We start from the raw sequence: 22,040 nt of genomic DNA on the forward strand, positions 1-22,040 counted from the left end.
TTAGTTAGTTGTAGTTGAAATTTGTTCTTTAAAAGAAAGCTCCTCAGCTAATTCTTCTAAGGATTTACCTTTAGTTTCGGGCATCATAAACAGGACGAAAAGTAATTGGAGTACCATCATAAATGCAAAAAATGCAAACACAAATCCTGGTCCTATAGTGGAAAATAAAAATGGAATGGAAGACGGAATGATGGCTGCAAGCACCCAATGGGTGGAACTACCAAAAGCCTGTCCCGATGCGCGTAGACGATTAGGAAATATTTCAGATATAAAAACCCAGATCACCGCTCCCTGGCCAATAGCATGTGAAGCAATAAAAAGGAACAGGAAAACAGGCACCCATAAACCGCCCCAATTCAGAAAAAATGCAGCTGCTACCAGTGATAAAGAAATTATGTATCCAATAGAACCGTAAAGCATTAATTGTTTTCTACCCAGCCTATCTATAAGAAATACACCTAAGAGAGTAAATAATAAATTTACAACTCCAATCCCTATACTACTTAAAAGCGCTGTACTTGCACCCAGTCCCGCCGACTCAAATATTCGCGGCGCATAATATAGAAAGGCATTGATTCCTGAAAGTTGATTAAAAAAAGCAATTAGAAAAGCCAGGATAAGTGGGAATCTGTACTTTTTCATAAAAATATGCTCTCCTGTTTCTTCTATGTCATCCTGATGTTTGATCTCAGCAACTTTAGTCGTAACATCAATACCCGGGTTTATAAGCTGCAGAACTTTTTTAGCTTCTTCCATCCTTCCTTTAGAAATAAGCCATCGTGGGCTTCTGGGGATAAAAAGAACAAATACACAATAGATCAAAGCCGGAATTGCCTCTACACCCACCATCCATCTCCAGGGCTCGGTCCCGGTATTTCTAAGAAGGTAATTGGAGAGAAATGCGATTAAAATCCCCAGTACAATATTAAATTGATAAAGAGACACCAGTTTTCCTCGTTGATTGGCAGGCGCGATTTCAGAAACATATGCCGGTGCTGCAATCGTCGATGCACCTACGCCAAGGCCGCCAATAAACCTGAAAACTGCAAAAGTAATGGGATCATCTACCAGGGCTGAACCTAATGCCGAGACAAAATATAAGATTCCTATCACCAGGAGGGTGTTCTTTCTACCAAATTTATTGGTTGGTATTCCCCCAAATATGGCCCCGACGACAGTTCCCCAAAGGGCCATGGCCATCACTACAGAACCATGAAAAGCATCTGAAGTATTCCATAATTCCTGAAGTTGTTTGTCTGCTCCTGAAATTACCACGGTATCAAAACCGAAAAGGAAACCGGCAAGCGCAGCACTTATGGACCAGGTAAGGATTTTGTTCATATTTAAATTAATTAAAATGGAATAAAAAAGGAAGGATTATTTAATACTCTACAACAATCAATATTTGTATTTAGATATCTGAAATAATTTGCAGTAGAATTTATAAATTTTTTAAGGAATATGCGTCTCAAAGCGAGATATTTAAGCAAATTATTATTGTTTTACCTAAAACATCCTAGGATAAAGGCAGGTTTTCAATAATTAAATAAGTCATGAAGACTATGCTTAGCAGTAATCCGGACAGAAGTATTAAAAGGTTGAGCCATTTGTAGTTCACAAAAGTTTTTGGCCTATTTCTGAAACCAATCCAGGCCAAAGCATTTAAAAAAACAGCAATCAAAGGGCCTCCTAATATTAAAAATCTTAGTAACCAATTTAATAATGAAACATCTCCATATTTACGATCGCTCTCTATTGTCCATTCATAAACCCCTGTAAGAATTAAGAAATCTATCTACAGGTACTGTTTTAGAATGAGTCCTATAAAAAATAGAAAAGGAAAAATCAGGAATAAGATTCCGCTGTAGAAAGCTGTTTTTGGATCTATTCTGAAAGTGGAAAGAAGGCTTCCAAAGCTATCCTGAAACTTATGTGGTTCTGAGGCTTTCATTCTGATCCGATAAAAATCTGCTATTATAAATTTAAGAATTTAAATTGAGAATCACAGGCTACAAAATTTATTAGTATATTCATAACCGGCCAATAATCAAATGTTTAAGCAACCAAAAAGTTCAGGAACTGAAGCTACAGTAGCTTCAGATTAATTCTTATGAATGAAAAAGATTATTTTATTGCTGCTTTTGGTGTTGCCTACTCATGTTTTTGCCCAATACTGGCTTACTCGTGAAGACACTTATTTCTTTGTAAGCACTGGTTTAGACCTGCGAAATGCAACTTTTGGAGGCACCGTAAATCCTGCGGCTTACGATGGTACCTGGACGGCCGGCTACCGCAATGAAAATTTCAGCATTCTAGCTTATTACGAAACTTTTTCAGCCATACGATATGAATCTATGGGAGTAAATCCAGGTTATGTTTTCAGACCGGGAAAAATGCTTGTTCCTGTGGCAGACATTTCCCTCTCCTTTATTAGGAGACCCTGGAAAACTTTTCCCTCGCTAGCCCTGAACAGCAGGTTGGAATTTCATTTTTCAAGGTTTTTTATCTATTTGCGCGGAGAAAATCGTTGGCGAACCGATTATGATTTTTTCCAGATTTCAGTCTACGGTGGTGTTAGCTACAAGTTTGGATTTCCAAAATAAAATTCCATACTTTTTCGTAGAGCCTTTGTCAAAAATTTAACTTGAACTCATCGAAAATTATATAATTTTGAAGCATAGCCAACCAATATACTATGGAAATCTTTTTACAACCAGATACCTGGGTAGCCTTACTGACCCTTACATTTTTAGAAATCGTTCTTGGGATAGATAATATTATATTTATCTCACTTGTAGCCGGAAAAGTACCGGAAGAAAGTCAGAAAAAAGCCAGAGTGGGAGGACTTTCCATAGCATTGATCATGCGAATCCTTTTACTTTTAAGTATCACCTGGATTATTGGCTTAACAAAACCGGTACTTACCGTAGCAGATTTTGAACTGAGTTGGCGTGATATTATATTAATTGCCGGGGGAATCTTTTTACTGGTAAAAAGTACTTTAGAAATTCATCATAAAGTAGAAGGCCAGCATGAGGAATCACAAAATGGTAAAAGAACGAAAAAGACTATTTCCTTTTCTTCAGCTATTCTCCAGATCGTTTTACTGGATCTTGTATTCTCATTTGATTCGATCTTAACCGCCGTTGGACTTACAGATCAAATTATATTAATGGTTATTGCTGTAGTTGTAGCCATTATAGTTATGATGATCTTTGCAAAACCCGTTGGAGAATTCGTGAATAATCATCCAACCATCCAGATCCTTGCGCTCTCTTTTTTAATTCTAATTGGCGTCATGCTAATCGTGGAAGGCGCTCATTACCACGTTCCAAAGGGATATATCTATTTTGCAGTTTTCTTTTCTTTAGCCATAGAAATGCTAAATATGCGATATCGCAAAAAGAATGTTTAATCAATGATCTCGTAATGTATAGGTTTAAAGCTTCCACCGTTGCTGTCTTCAGCTGAACAAGCAGTTAGCCCAACTATAAGATCCATTCTGGCTTCAAATAGAATATAGTCTCCGGCCTTTGTTTTTGGAGGCTTTACAGAGATCTTTCCAAATTTGTCAAACTGGACGTTCATAAAAATATTGAAGGCAGTTGGAATATCATCTGGTTCAATATCAAATTTTTCAAGACTGGTATATAGATTTTCAAAACAGCTGGGATGGTATTGCTCGTTTTTGTACATGATCTTAAAGGTCTCCGGACTACAGGGAGCAAGAAGAAAGTCGTTACGCCCATTAGTATCTTCAAGAATCTCCATCATTTTATTGCTTCGGTTGCTCCAAATATAATTTGCCTTGGTAATGAGAATGCTCTCTTCAAAATCCATGGTCTTTCCGCTGGAGATCTTTTCCCGCTTATCTTCGGTATTAAAAAGAACCATATCGCTCACCTGCTCTCCTTGGGGATCTATTACTTTTAGAAGCTGACCTTTATTGAGTTTAAAAGCTGCTCCGCTTTGTTTCTGAATTATTTCCATTTTAAATTTCGATCTATTCAATCTTGTTTTCTTTTCTAATGGCTTCTGAAAGATCTCTTTCCACTGAATTTTGAGACTCCTTTAGCTTGTTAATCGTTCTTTTTACATCATATTCTGGATATCCCTGATGCAATTTGGCAATCCCTTCTACTTTAAATGGCTCTAGCCAGAAACCGGTAATAAGAGGTAGATGATCTTCGAGTATTTGCGTAGGGATCTCTTTATAATACAGAGGGTTTTCCTGATCTTTCTCAAATCTTTCTACAAGTTGATCTAGTGAATTTTCAAGCTCTTCTTTAGTTTGCAATTTTACCCTGGCATTCACATGCACTGCCGAATAATCCCAGGTGCTTATATCTTTCTCCTTATACCAGGAAGATGAAATATAGGCATCTGCCCCCCGAAAAATAAGTAAAGCTTCTGCCCCATCTTTTAAGAATGTTTTCTGTTCATTATGGTTGGCAATATGAGAATACAACCTCCAACTCCCGGCATCGCCCTGCGTCATCACCGGAATATGGGTTGCGATCAGGTTCTCACCGCTCATCACAAAAGTGGCGAAAGGATGATCCTGAATGAATGAAAATATGAATTCTTTATCATCTTTTCGGTACTTCGAAGGTCTGTACATTTATCTAGTCTTTACGGTGAAAAGGGCATTTCCATTCCTTCCCGATATTTCTACCACTATACTGTTTGGCTTCACTGCTATTTCCAAAGTCTTCAAGCATTGGGTTCATGTTTCCCTGCAAAGCTTTGTCTCTATCCCTTATTCTATCACGAACAGTTTCGTAACTTCCCATCTCTCTCAGCTTCTCAAACTGCCAGTGTAAATTAAAAGCTATAGCCGGGTAAGGACTTTGCCTTGCTTTTCGGGATGAATTGGGATGCATTCCCACTACATAAAAAGCTTTACCCGCAATGCTGAAACTAAAATTTTCATTTTCGGGATCATCACTTACCTCCGGGTCCCAATTAGAATGATCCAGTTTATGAATATGCTCTAGCTGTTTCCAAAGAAGCTTTTCGAAACCAATTTCGGAATATTTAGGAGAATCAGGAAATACCGCCAAAAATGTTTTAAATTCATTTGATTCAAAATCATAATCTGCAAGATATTCCTTCAAATTTTCCAGAATTTTTTTTGCCGTACTTTCGGCTCCAAAATTTGTATAAGTAAACAAATTTACCTGATCCATACTAAAAACTGTCTTCGCCATGATACATGGATGGTCCTGAGTCAGAATGAATTTTTCAAAGTCTCTCCTTACCTCAGCATTCTCTGGAACATCACGCTTCGTTTCCTTCTTTACATCTTTATATATTACTTTCATAATTTTTAGATTTTCGTTATTTTCATAGTTGCTAATCTTCAACCTATGGAACTTTTTAAGGTGGTAATTGCCGGACTGCTGGGAACTATATTTATGACGAGTTTCAGCTACATCGTTTCAATAATTACTTCCCGCCAGTTTAAAGAACCTAGATTGCTGAATATGATCCTGAGAAGATCCAATCATGAGCACATGAATCCTTCAAACAATTCGATAATTGGATGGGTATTGCATTTCTCAATTGGTATTATTTTAATGACATTATTTAACCTGTTTCGTCTTTTTTTCTCTTTCAATATTTCTTTAATCTCCTTAATAACTTATGGAATCATTTCAGGAATCCTGGCCATACTTAGCTGGCATCTTATGTTCTATATTTCTTCCAGACCACCCGATATAGCTCTTAAAGGGTTCTATATTCAACTTTTTTTTGCGCACATCCTATTCGCATTTGGAGCCATCATTTTTATGTACTAATCGCTGTCTCTATACTTCAGCATTAAATACATCATAAAGGAATTTAATCCCAGAGAGATCCCATTGGTCGCTATTATAGGAATATCGCCTTGAGTGACTCCGTAAATTACCCATAAGCAAACTCCGATTAATAAAATTGTGAACATAAAAGGTGAAACATCTTTCACTTTTTTCGTTTTCCAGGATTTAATAATTTGAGGAATTACAGCAATAGTGGTACAGATACCAGCTACCAGACCTAATATTTGCTCCCATCCAAACTCCATATCGCTTTATCGATCAACATCTTTTAATAACCAATCCTCCAGTTCCTCATTATCATCACCCGTATGTAAGACTGAAATATCTCCTGTAGCTTCAAAAATAACAGCTCTTACTTCTTTTAACCTTATGACGTTTGCTTCCCTAAGTTTAGATCTCAAATCAGACTCGGTTACCCTTGCTTTCTTTAAATTCTCCTCAAAAATCTCCTCGCCCTCCATTAAAAGAAGTGGAGCATTATCCACCATTTTCTGTACTACCTGAAACCTTCTTAAGAGCGCGACCGAAATTTGCAGGATATAAATAATCCCAAGACCCACAACTCCGTCCCAAAGACTTACACTTTTTGATAATACCGTCGTGGCAATCATCGATCCTAGGGCCACAGTCATTGCAAAGTCAAAACTTGACATTTTGGAAAAGCTTCGTTTTCCAGCTATTCTTGTAAAAATTATAATCGCTATATAGATCCCTATAGCCGTTAAGAGAATAGCGATCATTGAGTTCCATTCAAAAGCAAACCATTTTTCCATAATTAAATTTTATCCTCCTATTATTTCTCCTCCGTTAATGTGAATCACCTGTCCTGTCATGTAGCTGCTATCGGTACTGGAGAGAAACACGTAAGCGGGACCTACCTCACTAGGCTGTCCTGCTCGCCCCATAGGTACTTTTTTTCCAAAGTCTTCGATATTATCAAAAGTTGAAGGAATAAGCGGAGTCCAAATTGGTCCCGGCGCCACCGCATTTACCCTGATATTTTTATCCACCAGCATTTTAGATAGCGATCTGGTATAACTAACAATTGCACCCTTGCTACTGGAATAATCCAAAAGATGTTCACTTCCGCGATAAGCGGTGACTGAAGTGGTGTTTATTATAACACTTCCTTTTTTTAGATGTTCAAGACAGTTTTTTACAACGTAGAAATATGGAAAAAGATTCGTATCAAATGTTTTTCTGAATTGAGCATTGCTAATATCTTCAATATTATCTTTGGGAAATTGCATAGCAGCATTATTTACGAGGATATGTAATTCTCCAAAATGCTTTACAAAAATATCTACCAGTTCTTTACAGAATTTTTCCTCTTTTAAATCTCCATGAATTAGAAGACACTGTTTACCTTCCTTTTCTACCAGTTCTTTAGTTTTAGCCGCATCCTCATTCTCCTCCAGATAAACAATACCCACATCTGCGCCTTCTCTCGCAAAATGAACCGCTACACTTCTACCTATCCCGCTATCACCTCCTGTTATTAATGCTGTTTTTCCCAGAAGTTTCTCACTGCCTTTATAATCATTTCTTATAATTTCAGGTTCAGGCTTCATCTTATATTCATCTCCCGGTTGCTCCTGATTCTGAGTCGGAAAGGTTTTTTTCTTATTCATCGCATTAAGCTAATTAATATTCATCGAAAAACTAAATTAAACAGGAACCTATCTAATTAAATGTTAAGCACTCATAATCATTTGTAAATCTTAAAGCATTAAAATCGATTGCGTTAAAAAATAGTTGAAACAGATTATTTGAATATTTTTGAATATGAACGAATTTCTTAAAATAGGTCATAGGGGTGCTAAGGGACATTTAGCGGAAAACACACTGGAAAGCATCCAAAAAGCCCTGGATATTGGTGTAGACATGATAGAAATTGATGTGCACAAATGTGCAAGCGGTGAGCTTTGGGTGATCCATGATTTTACGCTTGACCGCACTACCGACGGAAGCGGAGAAATTGCCAAAAAATCTGCTTCAGAACTTAAAAATCTTAAAGTGGAAGGGCATTTTAAAATACCGCTGCTAACCGAAGTCCTTGATCTTATTGAAGGAAAATGTACGATAAATATTGAGCTTAAAGGATTAAATACTGCCCTGCCTGTATGTAATTTAGTTCAACATAAAATTGCCACAGGAAAATGGAAATATTCAGATTTTATTATTTCAAGTTTTCAGAAAAACGAACTTTTCGAAGTTCGTAATAATAATGATCAGGTTCCCATCGCCGTTCTTAGCAAGGCCAGTGTCCCGGAAGCAATAGAATTAGGAAAACATCTCAAAGCTCTGGCTATTCACCCATCTTTAGGAATTATAACCAGGGACAATACCAAACTGAGCCAGGATAATGGATTTAAGGTCAACGTCTGGACGGTAAATGAACGAGAAGACATCAGGAGAATGATAGATTTCGGGGTTGATGGTATCATTTCAGACTACCCTAACAGGCTGCATAATCCTGTTCTAAATTTGAATCCTTAAGATCGGGGTTCAGAATCACTTAATATCTCCCTATTTTTACCTCAGGTTTAAAGAAGCGAAATTTGGAACAATTTGATATTATTATCGTTGGTGGAGGTGCCGCAGGATTTTTCACTGCAATTAATGCTGCTGAAAATAACCCTGAACTTAAAATTATGATCCTTGAACGAGGAAAGGAAGTGCTCACAAAAGTAAGAGTCTCTGGTGGTGGAAGATGTAATGTTACTCACGCCGAATTTATTCCTTCTGAACTTGTAAAACGGTATCCTCGGGGAGAAAAAGAACTTCGCGGACCGTTTCACAAATTCATGACCGGTGACACTATCGCCTGGTTTGAATCCCGCGGAATTGAATTAAAAACCGAAGAAGACGGAAGAATGTTTCCCGTTTCTAACAGTTCCCAAACTATTATAGATTGTTTCAAAAGTGAATGCACAAAGCTAAATATTGAAGTTAGAAAAGGTCAGAGTTTGAATACCTTTCATAGAAACGAGGGTTTCTGGGATGTATTCACAAATAAAGATAGCTTTAGAACAAAAAAACTAATGCTGGCTACAGGGAGTAATTCAAAAGTCTGGAATTTACTGAAAAAAATTGGGCATGAGATTGTCCCTGCAGTGCCGTCCCTGTTTACCTTTAATATTAAAGATAAAAGAATTGAGGGTCTGGCGGGAATTGCCTCAGATGCAGAAGCTGCTATTATTGACGAAAATCTGGAAAGCTCTGGCCCGTTATTGATCACACACTGGGGAATGAGCGGTCCGGGAATTTTAAAATTATCGGCCTGGGGGGCGAGGCAGCTAAATGGCCTAAATTATAACTTTAAGATCCAGGTAAACTGGATTCCAGGTAGTTCTTTCCATGAAATATTAGAAGAAATAAAAGAATTAAAATTTTCATTCTCAAAGCAACAGGTATCCACCAGGCCTCAATTTGAGCTTCCAAAAAGACTTTGGCAGAATATTGTTTCAGCTTCAAAAATAAAACAGGAAACTAAATGGGCAGATCTAAATAAGGATCAGCTTAAAAATCTTTCTAAAGAACTCACATCAGCAATATTCACGGTAAATGGAAAAAGTACTTTTAAAGAGGAATTTGTAACTGCCGGGGGGATAGATCTTAAGGAAGTTGATTTTAAAACCTTTGAAAGTAAGCTTCACAAAAACCTCTATTTTGCAGGGGAAATTCTAAATATTGATGCCATCACAGGAGGATTCAATTTTCAGAATGCATGGACGGGTGGATTCCTGGCGGCAAAGGCTATGGGTTCAAACGCCAGATCTCAAAATTAAAGACAATTGCAAAAAGAACCCAGACTGCATAGGGAACCAATAAATATGCCGCCCTATTATTTACAATCTTAAACCATTTAATGGTGAAAAGAATAACAATAAATAGCACTATAAGATCAAGGAATGCAAGAAAAGGCTTCTCAAGAGCAAAAAAAAGCACAAACCAGAATCCATTAAGCAGAATTTGAAATCCAAAATGGAATAGTGCAGTTTTTACCCATTTGTGATAAAAGCCTTTACTCCAAACAATTCCGGCAGAAACACCCATTAAAACATACATAAATATCCAAATGGAGTTAAAAAGATCTTCATCTAGATGAAACCAGGGTTTTTTAAGCGTGGGATACCAATTGGCAATACCCGTTTGAGTGGCCACGGCACCCATAAAACCAAAGATGAGACAAACCATCACCGCAAAGGAACTTCTTATGAATAGTTTTTTAGTCATTACTGCCCGGTTGAATATACTAAAATAGGAATTAATTTGGATTGTAACGACTGGATTGAAAGAGAGAAAAGTTTAACTTTGACAAAAAATTTGAGGATGACTCCAAAGGATTTTATTCCTATACAAGAACCTAAAATGATCTCATCAGGTAAGGTGACCTGGCAATCTCCAAGCAATATTGCGCTGGTAAAATATTGGGGAAAAAAGGAAAATCAAATCCCGGCAAACCCTTCCATCAGTTTTACGCTCAACCATTGCAAGAGTACTACTACGCTTAAATTTAAGAAGAGGAAAAAAACCGATGATTTTGCTTTCAATTTTTTCTTTGAGGGCAAGGAAAAAGAAGATTTTAAACCTAAGATCGAGAAATTCTTTGAACGTATAGAATCTTATTGCCCTTATCTTAAGGAATATGAATTTGAGATATATAGCGAAAATTCGTTCCCGCACAGTAGTGGAATAGCCTCATCTGCCAGTGGCATGAGTGCAATTGCGCTTTGTTTAATGAGTCTTGAAAAAGAACTATTTCCTGAAATTGAAGAAGAATACTTCAATAAAAAAGCTTCTTTTCTGGCCCGACTTGGATCTGGGAGTGCCTCCAGAAGCATAGCCGGTGGACTTGTAGTTTGGGGGACACATGAAAATATTGAAGGTTCTTCAGATTTATTTGGCGAGCAATTTCCTTATAAAGTCAATAAAATTTTTAAGAATTATCAGGACACGATCTTACTGGTAGATAAAGGAGAAAAACAAGTGAGCAGCACCGTTGGACATGATCTTATGCATGGACATCCATTTGCTGCGCAACGTTTTCAACAAGCCCATGATAATTTAAGTAAATTAGTTAATGTCCTTGAGTCTGGCGATACTTCAGAATTTATAAAGATCGTGGAAAGTGAAGCACTAAGTCTTCACGCAATGATGATGAGCAGCCAGCCGTATTTTATTTTAATGAAACCAAATACCTTGGAGATCATCAATAAGATCTGGGTATTTAGAAAGGAAACCGGTATCCCGGTGTGTTTCACTCTAGATGCAGGTGCTAACGTTCATGTCTTATATCCTGAAGATCAAAAAGATAATGTTTTAGAATTCATTAAGAATGAGTTAGTTGTATATTGTCAAAACGGACAGTATATTTGCGACCAGGTTGGTAGTGGAGCAAAAATATTGTAGATTTAGTACGTTGACAGCCTAACATTTACCGGTAAGAATCATTTATACCTATGAAAGGACCTCTATTTTACTCGAAAATCCTTCTCTTTGGAGAATATGGGATCATTAAAGATTCCAAGGGTTTATCCATTCCTTATAATTTCTATAATGGCGCACTTAAGCTCGATGAGAATCTGGATAAGGTAGCTACGAAATCTAATGAGAATCTTAGAAAGTTCGCTGCATACCTGGAAGCTCTTGAAGATAATAATCCAGAATTGGTGCAATTTGATCTTGGGAAATTAAGAGAAGACATTTCTAATGGAATGTATTTTGATTCCAGTATTCCTCAGGGCTATGGCGTAGGGAGTAGCGGAGCTTTAGTGGCAGCTATCTATGATAAATATGCTACAGATAAGATCACGGTACTTGAAAATCTCACCAGGGATAAATTATTAAAACTGAAAAAGATCTTTGGAGAAATGGAATCTTTCTTCCATGGAAAATCTTCAGGTCTGGATCCGCTTAATTCTTATTTAAGCATTCCCATCCTTATCAATTCAAAAGAAAATATTGAACCTGCCGGGATACCTTCTCAAACTGAAAACGGCACCGGAGCAGTATTTTTACTGGATAGTGGCATTACCGGAGATACAGCTCCCATGGTAAGTATTTTCATGGAAAATATGAAACAGGAGCCTTTCAGGAAAATGCTGAAAGACCAGTTTGTAAAACAAACAGATGCCTGTGTGGATGATTTCCTGAAAGGAGATGTAAAATCTTTATTCTCTAACGTTAAGAAACTTTCTCATACCGTTCTGGATAACTTCAAACCAATGATTCCTGCCAAATTCCATAAACTTTGGAAAAAGGGAATCGAAACCAACGATTACTATTTAAAACTTTGTGGTTCTGGTGGCGGAGGTTATATTCTTGGGTTTACCGAAGATATAGATAAAGCCAGAAAAGCCTTAAAAGATTACAATTTAGAAGTAGTATATAACTTCTAATTAGCTTATGGCGTCTACTGCTAACAAGCGCTTACTACTAAAGATATTCAGTCTTTTTTCTGTAGTTAGGGGCTACAATATTTTGGTTGTTGTTATAGCCCAGTATCTCACTTCTGCTTTTATACTTGCTCATGACAAGCCGTTACGGGAAGTACTTTTTGACGCCAATTTATTTTTTTTAATTCTTGCATCTTCCAGTGCGATCGCTTCAGGTTACATCATCAATAATTTTTACGATAGCGAAAAAGACCTCATCAACAGGCCTAAAAAAACGATGCTGGATAGAATTGTTAGCCAGCGAACAAAGCTTTCGGTTTATTTTATCCTTAATTTTGCTTCGATCTTTTTTGCGAGTTATGTTTCCTTTAGAGCCGTAGTATTTTTTTCTATCTACATTTTTGTGATATGGCTCTATTCCCACAGGCTTAAGAAAATATTATTTTTGGGCAACCTGGTCGCTTCTATCCTTACGATCACTCCTTTCTTTGTGATTTTTATTTATTATAAAAACTTTGAAACGGTCATTTTTATACACGCCACTTTCCTTTATCTAATGATCGTGATGCGCGAATTGGTGAAAGACCTGGAAAATATGCAGGGTGATCTGGCACAGAATTATAAAACCATTCCATTGGTTTATGGAGAAAAATGGAGTAAATTTTTTCTTGGAGTATGTACCATCCTTGCGATTATCCCAATATATCTGTTAGTTACCAGGTTCGAGACGGGATATATGGATTATTATTTTTATTCTTCATTCTTACTTTTAGTAATTTTTCTTTTAATGCTTTATTTCAGCAAAGCGAAATGGCAATATCTTTTACTGCATAATATTCTGAAACTGATCATCGTTGCCGGAGTTTTTAGTATTCTCCTTATAGATTTTGACGAAGTTTTAAATCGTGTTTTTTAGATAACCCGCTCATTCTAAAACTTTTCTCAAATACTTGGCTTCCTCATTGGGGATGATGTATCTTTGCAAAAATTTTAGCAATGAGTAGAAACGACAGATCTTCAGGCAAAAAGTACAGCGGAAGGCAAGGTGGAGGACAAAAGAAGAAATCCCATGCACGTGGAAATGCGCCCATTAAACCGAAAATGGAGAAAAGTCCGTTGTCTAACACAGAAGGGATTCGTCTCAACAAATATATCGCCAATTCAGGAGTTTGCTCACGCCGGGATGCCGATATGTATATCGCTGCTGGTAATGTAACCGTAAATGGTAAATCTATTACTGAAATGGGATACCGTGTTAAACTGGAAGACGATGTTCGTTTTGACGGTAGAAGACTAAATCCTGAAAAACCAGAATATATTCTATTAAATAAGCCAGGCGGATTTTTTGTAACAGGAAATCCAGAAAAAGGAGGAAGAACAGTAATGGAATTGATTTCCAGAGCTACTTCAGCAAAAGTAAGTCCTGTAGGTAAACTGGATAATCAGGCAAAAGGCCTTTTACTATTTACTAACGACGGGACCCTTGCTAAAAAACTTGCCAAACCTAAAAATGGGATAAGACAGATCTATCAGGTTACTCTGGATAAGACAATGAGTAAAGAAGATCTTGAAAATATTTCAAAAGGTGTTTACATTGAAGGTTCCAAGGTAATTATCACCAGCATTAGCTTTATTGAAGACAAACCTCACAATGAGGTAGGAATTGAACTATACAGCATTAAAGAGCATATTGTAACCCGTATCTTCAAAAGTTTGGGTTATGAAGTGGAAAGTCTTGATCGTGTAGTTTTTGGCGGGCTTACCAAGAAAGATCTAGCTCGCGGAAGACATCGCAACCTTACTCAACAAGAGGTAATTAACCTGGGAATGCATTAAATATTATTTTAGGTTTTTCATTCCGTTTTTTTAATACATTTACTTCGTCAAAAACCGAAGCAGTCTTTCAAGGTGGAAAAACGTCATCTTTAGTTTATTTCAGGAATTTAATGGTTTTGTTAATTAAAACAAGACGAGAAGCTGAAATAAATTAAGCCAGACTAAATACTTACTTTGAAGACGGTTTCTTTTCGATTTTCAGGTAATTGAACAGAAAACCATTTTATAAGTCTGAAATCTTTTCAGCATCTCAAATTCAGCATGATCATCTATTCCTTGATCTAACCGCTGGGTTGTCAAATTTTATTCTTAACATTAATTTACCAGTCGATTCTTTTGACCCTATAAATTATTCTCTAATTTTTAGCCTTAAATCTCTTTAAGAAATTGAATACCAAGTACAGCGATCTAATTGACCAGACTTATTACTTCCCGCAGGAAGAATTTACACTGGAAGGAACAGAATTAAAATTTCATGACATAGACCTCATGGAGTTGGTAAAAAAATATGGTGCTCCATTAAAATTCACCTATCTGCCTAAAATATCCCAGAATATCAATCGTGCGAAAGGCTGGTTTAATTCGGCTATTGAAAAGCATGACTACCAGGGAAAATATAACTATTGCTATTGCACTAAAAGTTCCCATTTTGAGCATGTTTTAAATGAAGCCCTTAAGAACGATATTCATATAGAAACTTCTTCAGCTTTCGATATCAACATCGTTGAAAAACTTAAAAAAGCAGGTAAAATTTCCAACGAACAATGGGTGATTTGTAATGGTTTCAAAAGAGATCAATATATTGAGAATATTAGTCGGTTATTGAACGGCGGTCACAAAAATTGCCTTCCGGTAATAGATAACTACGAAGAATTAGACCTACTTTCAGAAAAGATAGATGATAAGTTCCAGGTTGGAATTCGAATCGCTTCAGAAGAAGAGCCAAAATTTGAATTCTATACTTCAAGACTTGGAATTGGTTATAAAAATATAGTTCCTTTTTATAATAAGCAGATCAAAGAGAACGACCAGGTAGAATTGAAAATGTTGCATTTTTTCATCAATACCGGGATACGTGATACCGCCTATTACTGGAACGAACTTAATAAATGTTTAAAGGTTTATATCGCATTAAAAAAGGTTGCGCCTCATTTGGACAGTCTTAATATTGGCGGCGGATTTCCAATTAAGAATTCCCTGGCATTTGATTATGACTATGCCTATATGGTTGATGAAATCATCAATCAAATCAAGCTTACCTGTGAAGAAGCCGAAGTTGATGTTCCAAATATTTTTACTGAATTCGGAAGTTTTACCGTAGGAGAAAGCGGTGGCGCCATTTACGAAGTCCTGTATCAAAAACAACAAAATGATCGTGAGAAGTGGAATATGATCAATTCATCTTTTATTACCACATTGCCAGATACCTGGGCGATCAGCAAGAAATTTGTAATGCTGGCCGTAAATCGCTGGAACGATGAATATGAAAGAGTGCTTCTGGGTGGTTTAACCTGTGATAGTGATGATTATTATAATTCAGAACAACATACAAACGCGATTTACCTTCCAAAATTTAAAAAAGAAAAGCCCTTGTATATTGGGTTTTTCAATACCGGAGCTTACCAGGATACAATTGGCGGATTTGGTGGATTACAACACTGTCTTATTCCGCAGCCAAAACATATCTTGATAGATAAAGGTGAAAATGGTGAAATTAATACCCGCCTTTTCAGTGAACAGCAAAATCATGAAGATATGCTTAGCATTCTGGGGTACGATAGAAACAATTAATTTTTTATAACTTTAAAAATCAACTAACTAATCAATTCAATTAGCCATGAGCAAAAAGAATTATGCCGGGATACCCGATAAACATGCTCGTATTGACGAAGCAAAAGTGGTATTGATTCCTGTTCCCTACGATGGTACCAGTACCTGGCAAAAAGGCGCCGATAAAGGCCCGGAAGCATTTTTGAATGCCTCCGAAAATATGGAGCTTTACGACATTGAAACCCGAACTGAGGTTTACAGACAGGGTATTTATCTTGCTCCTCCGGTAACCGAAGATTCCTCTCCTGAAAAGATGGTGGAAGCCGTTTACAAGACGACAAAAAACTATATTAAACAGGATAAGTTCGTAACATTATTTGGGGGCGAACATTCTATTTCAATTGGGAGCATCAAAGCTTTTAATGAGTCTTTTGAAGATCTTACCGTAGTGCAATTAGACGCTCATGCAGATCTTAGACCGGAGTACGAAGGTTCTAGTTGTAATCACGCGTGTGCTATGCACGAAGCTAGCAAAACAACCAATTTAGTACAGGTAGGAATTCGTTCTATGGATGTTTCAGAAAACGACCATATGGATGAAAACCAGGTCTATTTTGCTCATGATCTATATGAAGACTGGCAGGAAGATGCCATTGGACAAATGACACCGAATGTATTTATCACGATAGACCTTGATGCTTTTGATCCAAGTATCATGCCTTCTACAGGAACTCCGGAACCGGGAGGATTGTTCTGGTATGAAACACTGGAGTTTCTAAAAATGATGTTCAAGAAAAAGAACGTAGTAGGATTCGACATTGTAGAACTTTGCCCGAATAAAGATGAAAAATCATCAGATTTTCTTGCGGCAAAACTCTATTATAAAATGTTGAGCTACAAATTTAAATATCAAAATTACAACGAAGAAGACGAAGATGAGTAAAGGACAGATATCTCAATTCATTGAGAAGTACTATTTACATTTTAATGCTGCAGCCCTTGTAGATGCTGCTAAAGATTACGAAAAACAGCTTGAAGGAGGTTCTAAAATGCTGGTTTCCCTTGCCGGTGCAATGAGTACGGCTGAAATAGGGAAGATCTTTGCTGAGATGATCCGCCAGGATAAAGTTCATATCGTTTCCTGTACCGGTGCAAACCTTGAGGAGGATGTGATGAACCTTGTGGCACATTCTCATTACAAAAGAGTTCCTAATTACCGGGATCTGACTCCGCAGGACGAATGGGATCTACTGGAAAAAGGATTAAATCGTGTAACCGACACCTGTATTCCTGAAGAGGAAGCCTTCAGAAGAATTCAGGAGCATATTTTTAAAATATGGAAAGATGCTGAAGAAAAAGGGGAACGCTATTTCCCGCATGAATTTCTTCATAAGCTTTTATTAAGCGGTGTGATGGAAGAGCATTACGAAATTGACCTGAAAGATTCGTGGATGTATGCTGCAGCTGAAAAGAACTTACCCATGGTAGTTCCAGGCTGGGAGGATTCTACGCTTGGCAATATTTTCGCCTCATACGTTTTAAAAGGTGAATTGAAAGCAAGCACTATGAAGTCTGGGATTGAATACATGACTTTCCTGGCCGACTGGTATACCGATAATTCTGAAAATGGAATAGGTTTCTTCCAGATTGGTGGCGGTATCGCCGGAGATTTTCCAATTTGCGTTGTACCTATGTTATATCAGGATATGGAAAGACCTGATACTCCTTTCTGGAGTTACTTCTGCCAGATATCAGACTCAACCACCAGTTATGGATCATATTCTGGAGCTGTACCTAATGAAAAGATCACCTGGGGTAAATTGGATATTGATACTCCAAAGCATATTATAGAAAGTGACGCAACGATTGTCGCCCCTCTCATTTTCGCATATTTGCTTGACATGTAATTAACAAAGAATTACAGGAAGTTAAGGCTGTTCAATGTATCTTATTGATTAATATTGGGCAGCTTTTTTATTTATTGAATTTATGCAAGACTGGCCCATTTTCACAATCGGTTTTTTAGCCCAATTATTATTCTCTGCCAGACTGATTAGTCAGTGGTTTCTTTCTGAAAAATCAAAAAAAGTAGAAACACCTGTTTTATTCTGGAAACTCAGTTTACTTGCTTCCATTCTACTATTCACTTATGGTTATTTACGTGAAGATTTTGCGATTATGCTTGGACAATTCTTAATCTATGGAATTTACTGGCGAAATCTTAGTTTAATGGGTGAATGGCAACCAAGAAATATTTTCTTTAAAACTCTTATCATAATATTTCCTCTTGGTATTGCGGCTTACATCCTCTTTCTTGGAACTCTCACCTGGGCAGATGTTCTCCTTGATACAGGGACTATTCCCGGATGGCTCATAGGTCTTGGAATTCTAGCGCAGATAATTTATACTTCAAGATTTTTTTATCAGTGGTATTATTCTGAAAAGACTCATGAATCTTCCCTACCTATGGGATTCTGGATTCTTAGTCTAATTGGTTCTGTCCTGTTATTCACCTACGGAATATTTAGACATGACCCGGTGCTTATCGCTGCACATTTCTTCGGCTCTATCATTTACATGAGAGATATGTATTTATTGAAAAAAACTGAAACACAGGTTGGTGAAAAATTTGAAGCTTAAGCAGAAACCTGACTCTTTCCCTTATAAAACTCATAGATCATAAAACCTATGAGAGCAATATATTCTATAGCCACCAGCCACATATTCTCCTGATATTCTGGATTGGAATAAGCATAATAACTGAGCATTATCACTGCTGACCATATCAATATATATTTAAATTCGGTAAAAACGCTTAGAATCAACGGAATTGCCAAGTACCAGGGATGCACAGTGGTTGAAAGTAACAGATAAGCCGTTACCGCAAATAGCATGTTGGTTATAAGTTGTTTGGTGCTCTGAAATCTTCGGAAAAAGCTTAATCCAAGTATGACTATAATGCTAATAATGGGAAGTATTTTTCCAGCAGTTTCGATTATATTATAACCTTTCACCTGGAAACCAATCCATCGCACGAGATAATAAATACTCGCATTAAATTCGAATTTCCCAAACCATAAACCTATACTGCCTAAGAAATTAGAAACTACTTCAGCTGAATAGAACGGCAGAAAGGAAATGATTCCCGTAAGAATACAAACCAAATAGTATATAATTAGTTTTCTAAGGCCGAGTTGCTCTTTAGATCTATTGAAATATTTGAAGAGCAATGGCAAAAACAGCAATGGAAGTAATTTTACCGATATGGAAAGACCGAAAATAACAGCACTCCAAAACCATTTTCGCTGATGTAACAAATACAATGACCAGATTAAAAAGAAAACCATGACAGACTCGAAATGGAGATTTCCAGTCATTTCAATTATAATAAATGGATTAAGAATATACCAGAAAATCTGATGTTCTGGCAATCCCATTGATTTCAATAATTTTCTTCCGAAGAATAACGTTCCAAGATCTGCCAAAATTATGATGATCCTGAAAATGATCACCGATCCCAGGATGCTTGAAGAAGAAATCCAGCCGGCAATGGTAAATATCAACTGGTTTAATGGAGGATAATTTGAAAAGTGGCCAGCGCTTAAATTCCCCATTCCCATAACTAATTCTTTAGACTGAGCAATGCTGAAGTTCTCAAGATTTATGAGCTTGTCTGGAATGTATTGATACGGATTCCATCCTTCCGCCACCAGTCTCCCATCCCAGATAAACCTGAAATAATCCTGTGAAAGATTGGGCAGAGCAAACAGAAATATTAGCCGGAAAAGCACTGCAAAACCTATTAAAAGTCGAAGATCTGCTTTTAGCATATTTACCAGCTTATAACTTAGAAAGCACAGCGCAGTATATAGTAAAATTAGTCTTGGAAAATCTGACCGCTCCAATCCATAACCAAAAGAAAAGTAAAATGCGAGACAGGAAAGCGCCAGTAGAACGGGAAACTTATAAAGTTTAAGAAATTTCAAATCCATGAAGGGCAACAGGCTTTTGGCTAAAATATAAAAATTTAAGCTCTTAGGCTTTTAAAGAATACAAAGCCAAAGCCAGTAAATAGCATTAGGTGAAAGATTAACAATCCAAAATCATTCAGTTTAAAAGCACTCCATATCGCAAAACCAAAATACAGGAACAGGAGTCCCTCAAGGATTACATTCTTAGAAAACCTATTGGTTAAATAAGTGTTTCCTTTCCAGGAATCTTTTATAGAATTAATATTGAACTTAGGGGTCCTGATGAATTCAGACCTTTTCCCAAAATGACCTTCCAGAACGGCCAGTGAGTTATGCACCGAAAAACCCATAGCAATAGAAAAGAAGGTAATGAACATTCCCACAAATTTGAAAAAACTCTTTATGCTTTTTCCGTGAATTTTCGCATAGGCAACATAATAACAGGCAAAGAATATAAAGGTGCTAATGGCAAAACCCGCCATCACATTAAAATACCAGTGAAAGTTAGGGTTGCCATGTTTTATATATAATACCGGTACGCTTAGCACTGCCAGTAACAGCACAATTAAAAACATACTGGAGTTCAACAAATGAAAAAAGCCATGAAACTTGGTACTAAAAGAAACCGATTTATCCCTTAATAATTTTCCGTAATTTTTTCTGAAATTTTCAGCGGCTCCTTTGTTCCATCTAAACTGCTGACTCCTTGCCGCGCTAATTACCACGGGAAGTTCTGCCGGAGTTTCCACATCCTCCAGATATTTGAATTCCCAGTTCTTCATCTGGGCACGATAGCTAAGATCAAGATCTTCCGTTAAAGTGTCACCACTCCAATTCCCGGCGTCGAGAATACATTCTTTTCGCCAGATCCCCGCAGTACCGTTGAAATTAATGAAGTTCCTGCCAAAATTTCTACCGGTTTGTTCCAGTATAAAATGAAAATCAAGTGCAAAAGCCTGAATTTTTGTAAGCAGGGAATAATCTCTATTTAAATGTCCCCAACGGGTTTGCACCACTCCAATTTTAGGATTTTTAAAATATGGGAGCGTTTCCATAAGCCAGTTTTCACCCGGAACGAAGTCAGAATCAAAAACAGCTACAAACTCGCCTTTGGCTATTTTTAGCCCTTCTTTTAATGCGCCCGCTTTAAACCCGGTTCTGTTCTCCCTTCTTATATGCTGAATATCGAGTCCCGAATTTTGAAGCTCCAGAATGATTCCTGAAGTTTTCTCGATAGAATGATCTGTAGAATCGTCTAAAACCTGGATTTCCAGTTTATCCAGTGGATAGTTGATTTTCCCAATATTCTTCAATAATCGCTCTACAACATAATATTCATTATAAAGTGGCAATTGAATAGTAACCATTGGCAATTCTTCTTCTGAAAAATCAAATTTCTCAGAATGATCGGTAGCTTTAGTCGACTTAAGGTAATTGATTAGTAAATGAAGCTGGGAAAGGCTATAGATAAAGATAACGAGCAGTGCCAGAGTATAAATTAGAATTACCGCAAAATCGATCATTTAAAACTATATTTAAAAATCCAACCTAGAATCTTTACGCCTGCAAAGATAGCACCTTTGATGGTTCCTGAAACTTTAGACACGCCAATCCTGTTCCTGTAATGAACCGGGACTTCTGCATAACTTAGTTTTTGTCGTAAAGCTTTGAGTTGCATTTCAACCGTCCATCCATAAGTTTTGTCTTCCATATTAAGCTGAAGCAGTTTTTCATACTTAATTGCCCTGAATGGGCCAAGATCTGTAAACCTGGATTTGAAGAGCAATTTCATTAAGGTGGTAGCCAGTTTGTTTCCAAATAGCTGCGGGAATGTCATGGAACCTTTTTCTCTCCATTTACCTACTCTAGCTCCAACTACAAAATCTTTATCATCTTCTAATATGGGCTGAATAATTTTGTTCAACTCATTCGGGTAATCACTATAATCACCATCCAGAAATACGATAATATCAGTTTTTTGGTTTTGCCTGGAAATATAATCCATTCCTTTTAAGCAGGCATATCCATAACCTTTTCTTGATTCTGAAAGCACTGTAGCTCCGGCCTTTTCAGCATTAACTCCAGTATCATCGGTAGAATTATTGCTCACAACAATTACTTCTTCTACAATATCTGGAATTTCAGAAATAACATGCGAAATAGATTCAGCTTCGTTAAATGCTGGAATAATAACCTTAATAACTGGGGGCACTGCGGTATGCAAATTCAGAATTTATTAG

The 22,040-nt window shown here is 37.0% G+C and carries 25 protein-coding genes; 13 read left to right on the forward strand and 12 right to left on the reverse strand.

Features of this window, described 5'->3' with window-relative positions; genetic code table 11:
* Together BLT95_RS08770 and BLT95_RS14310 are read right to left on the reverse strand one after the other, a co-directional pair.
* Nucleotides 1–1,341, reverse strand: a complete 1,341-nt coding sequence (locus BLT95_RS08770; RefSeq protein ID WP_089665722.1) for a sugar porter family MFS transporter — start codon at nucleotides 1,339–1,341, stop codon at nucleotides 1–3.
* Nucleotides 1,342–1,795: 454 nt separating this feature from the next.
* Nucleotides 1,796–1,951, reverse strand: a complete 156-nt coding sequence (locus BLT95_RS14310; protein WP_157718035.1) for a hypothetical protein — start codon at nucleotides 1,949–1,951, stop codon at nucleotides 1,796–1,798.
* A 163-nt stretch (nucleotides 1,952–2,114) separates the two neighbouring features.
* Between BLT95_RS14310 and BLT95_RS08775 the strand changes: the two genes are divergently transcribed.
* A complete protein-coding gene (locus tag BLT95_RS08775; protein WP_089665723.1) occupies nucleotides 2,115–2,603 on the forward strand; it encodes a hypothetical protein in 489 nt (162 codons plus the stop codon).
* A gap of 92 nt (nucleotides 2,604–2,695) precedes the next feature.
* On the forward strand, nucleotides 2,696–3,415 hold the full coding sequence (locus tag BLT95_RS08780) for a TerC family protein (protein WP_089665724.1): 720 nt from the start codon (nucleotides 2,696–2,698) through the stop codon (nucleotides 3,413–3,415).
* Here BLT95_RS08780 and BLT95_RS08785 read toward each other — a convergent pair.
* The 3 genes from BLT95_RS08785 to gntA are packed head-to-tail and all read right to left on the reverse strand — an operon-like array spanning nucleotide 3,412 to nucleotide 5,324.
* Complete coding sequence (locus tag BLT95_RS08785; RefSeq protein ID WP_089665725.1) at nucleotides 3,412–3,990, reverse strand: urea carboxylase-associated family protein; 579 nt, start codon at nucleotides 3,988–3,990, stop codon at nucleotides 3,412–3,414. The genes BLT95_RS08780 and BLT95_RS08785 overlap by 4 nt on opposite strands.
* A 13-nt stretch (nucleotides 3,991–4,003) precedes the next feature.
* On the reverse strand, nucleotides 4,004–4,621 hold the full coding sequence (locus BLT95_RS08790) for an FMN-binding negative transcriptional regulator (protein ID WP_089665726.1): 618 nt from the start codon (nucleotides 4,619–4,621) through the stop codon (nucleotides 4,004–4,006).
* Nucleotides 4,622–4,625: 4 nt separating this feature from the next.
* Nucleotides 4,626–5,324, reverse strand: a complete 699-nt coding sequence (gntA, locus tag BLT95_RS08795) for a guanitoxin biosynthesis heme-dependent pre-guanitoxin N-hydroxylase GntA (protein WP_089666887.1) — start codon at nucleotides 5,322–5,324, stop codon at nucleotides 4,626–4,628.
* Nucleotides 5,325–5,369: 45 nt separating this feature from the next.
* On the opposite strand from gntA, the gene BLT95_RS08800 reads away from it, so the two are divergent.
* Nucleotides 5,370–5,801 (forward strand): hypothetical protein, encoded by a 432-nt coding sequence (locus BLT95_RS08800; RefSeq protein WP_089665727.1) that lies wholly within the window; start codon nucleotides 5,370–5,372, stop codon nucleotides 5,799–5,801.
* Here the strand turns inward: BLT95_RS08800 and BLT95_RS08805 are convergent.
* The 3 genes from BLT95_RS08805 to BLT95_RS08815 are packed head-to-tail and all read right to left on the reverse strand — an operon-like array spanning nucleotide 5,798 to nucleotide 7,453.
* Nucleotides 5,798–6,067 carry a SemiSWEET transporter gene (locus BLT95_RS08805; protein WP_089665728.1) on the reverse strand — a complete coding sequence of 90 codons (270 nt, stop codon included), beginning with the start codon at nucleotides 6,065–6,067 and terminating at the stop codon, nucleotides 5,798–5,800. The two genes, BLT95_RS08800 and BLT95_RS08805, sit on opposite strands and share 4 nt — an antisense overlap.
* A gap of 6 nt (nucleotides 6,068–6,073) precedes the next feature.
* On the reverse strand, nucleotides 6,074–6,595 hold the full coding sequence (locus BLT95_RS08810) for a YetF domain-containing protein (protein ID WP_089665729.1): 522 nt from the start codon (nucleotides 6,593–6,595) through the stop codon (nucleotides 6,074–6,076).
* A gap of 9 nt (nucleotides 6,596–6,604) precedes the next feature.
* Nucleotides 6,605–7,453, reverse strand: a complete 849-nt coding sequence (locus BLT95_RS08815) for an SDR family oxidoreductase (RefSeq protein WP_089665730.1) — start codon at nucleotides 7,451–7,453, stop codon at nucleotides 6,605–6,607.
* A gap of 154 nt (nucleotides 7,454–7,607) precedes the next feature.
* On the opposite strand from BLT95_RS08815, the gene BLT95_RS08820 reads away from it, so the two are divergent.
* Complete coding sequence (locus BLT95_RS08820; RefSeq protein ID WP_089665731.1) at nucleotides 7,608–8,321, forward strand: glycerophosphodiester phosphodiesterase family protein; 714 nt, start codon at nucleotides 7,608–7,610, stop codon at nucleotides 8,319–8,321.
* Between the two features lie 62 nt (nucleotides 8,322–8,383).
* Nucleotides 8,384–9,613, forward strand: a complete 1,230-nt coding sequence (locus tag BLT95_RS08825) for an NAD(P)/FAD-dependent oxidoreductase (protein ID WP_089665732.1) — start codon at nucleotides 8,384–8,386, stop codon at nucleotides 9,611–9,613.
* Here BLT95_RS08825 and BLT95_RS08830 read toward each other — a convergent pair.
* On the reverse strand, nucleotides 9,582–10,061 hold the full coding sequence (locus BLT95_RS08830) for a TspO/MBR family protein (RefSeq protein WP_089665733.1): 480 nt from the start codon (nucleotides 10,059–10,061) through the stop codon (nucleotides 9,582–9,584). The genes BLT95_RS08825 and BLT95_RS08830 overlap by 32 nt on opposite strands.
* A 96-nt stretch (nucleotides 10,062–10,157) precedes the next feature.
* Here BLT95_RS08830 and BLT95_RS08835 point away from each other — a divergent pair, with 96 nt between their 5' ends.
* The 8 genes from BLT95_RS08835 (at nucleotide 10,158) to BLT95_RS08870 (ending at nucleotide 18,469) form a co-directional block, all read left to right on the forward strand.
* A complete protein-coding gene (locus BLT95_RS08835; RefSeq protein WP_089665734.1) occupies nucleotides 10,158–11,237 on the forward strand; it encodes a diphosphomevalonate decarboxylase in 1,080 nt (359 codons plus the stop codon).
* Nucleotides 11,238–11,287: 50 nt separating this feature from the next.
* Nucleotides 11,288–12,226 (forward strand): mevalonate kinase, encoded by a 939-nt coding sequence (locus BLT95_RS08840; protein ID WP_089665735.1) that lies wholly within the window; start codon nucleotides 11,288–11,290, stop codon nucleotides 12,224–12,226.
* Between the two features lie 7 nt (nucleotides 12,227–12,233).
* Nucleotides 12,234–13,139 carry a geranylgeranylglycerol-phosphate geranylgeranyltransferase gene (locus tag BLT95_RS08845; protein ID WP_089665736.1) on the forward strand — a complete coding sequence of 302 codons (906 nt, stop codon included), beginning with the start codon at nucleotides 12,234–12,236 and terminating at the stop codon, nucleotides 13,137–13,139.
* Between the two features lie 80 nt (nucleotides 13,140–13,219).
* Nucleotides 13,220–14,059, forward strand: coding sequence for a pseudouridine synthase (locus BLT95_RS08850; protein ID WP_089665737.1), 840 nt, complete (start codon nucleotides 13,220–13,222; stop codon nucleotides 14,057–14,059).
* A 387-nt stretch (nucleotides 14,060–14,446) separates the two neighbouring features.
* On the forward strand, nucleotides 14,447–15,850 hold the full coding sequence (locus tag BLT95_RS08855; RefSeq protein ID WP_089665738.1) for an arginine decarboxylase: 1,404 nt from the start codon (nucleotides 14,447–14,449) through the stop codon (nucleotides 15,848–15,850).
* 46 nt (nucleotides 15,851–15,896) lie between these two features.
* The gene (speB, locus tag BLT95_RS08860; protein ID WP_089665739.1) at nucleotides 15,897–16,772 is read left to right on the forward strand and encodes an agmatinase; all 876 of its coding nucleotides are present in this window, start codon (nucleotides 15,897–15,899) and stop codon (nucleotides 16,770–16,772) included.
* Nucleotides 16,765–17,736 (forward strand): deoxyhypusine synthase family protein, encoded by a 972-nt coding sequence (locus tag BLT95_RS08865; RefSeq protein ID WP_089665740.1) that lies wholly within the window; start codon nucleotides 16,765–16,767, stop codon nucleotides 17,734–17,736. The genes speB and BLT95_RS08865 overlap by 8 nt, the downstream gene beginning before the upstream one ends.
* A gap of 82 nt (nucleotides 17,737–17,818) precedes the next feature.
* Nucleotides 17,819–18,469 carry a lipid-A-disaccharide synthase N-terminal domain-containing protein gene (locus BLT95_RS08870; RefSeq protein WP_089665741.1) on the forward strand — a complete coding sequence of 217 codons (651 nt, stop codon included), beginning with the start codon at nucleotides 17,819–17,821 and terminating at the stop codon, nucleotides 18,467–18,469.
* Here the strand turns inward: BLT95_RS08870 and BLT95_RS08875 are convergent.
* Genes BLT95_RS08875 through BLT95_RS08885 form a run of 3 tightly spaced genes read right to left on the reverse strand, consistent with a single transcriptional unit; the run spans nucleotide 18,466 to nucleotide 22,012 of the window.
* Nucleotides 18,466–19,821, reverse strand: a complete 1,356-nt coding sequence (locus BLT95_RS08875) for a glycosyltransferase 87 family protein (protein WP_089665742.1) — start codon at nucleotides 19,819–19,821, stop codon at nucleotides 18,466–18,468. The two genes, BLT95_RS08870 and BLT95_RS08875, sit on opposite strands and share 4 nt — an antisense overlap.
* Before the next feature lie 35 nt (nucleotides 19,822–19,856).
* Nucleotides 19,857–21,323, reverse strand: a complete 1,467-nt coding sequence (locus BLT95_RS08880; protein WP_089665743.1) for a cellulose synthase family protein — start codon at nucleotides 21,321–21,323, stop codon at nucleotides 19,857–19,859.
* Nucleotides 21,320–22,012, reverse strand: coding sequence for a glycosyltransferase family 2 protein (locus tag BLT95_RS08885; RefSeq protein ID WP_089666888.1), 693 nt, complete (start codon nucleotides 22,010–22,012; stop codon nucleotides 21,320–21,322). Before BLT95_RS08885 ends, BLT95_RS08880 begins: the two co-directional genes overlap by 4 nt.
* Nucleotides 22,013–22,040 lie beyond the last annotated feature (28 nt).

It is taken from the genome of Gramella sp. MAR_2010_147 (assembly GCF_900105135.1).
Lineage (GTDB): Bacteria > Bacteroidota > Bacteroidia > Flavobacteriales > Flavobacteriaceae > Christiangramia.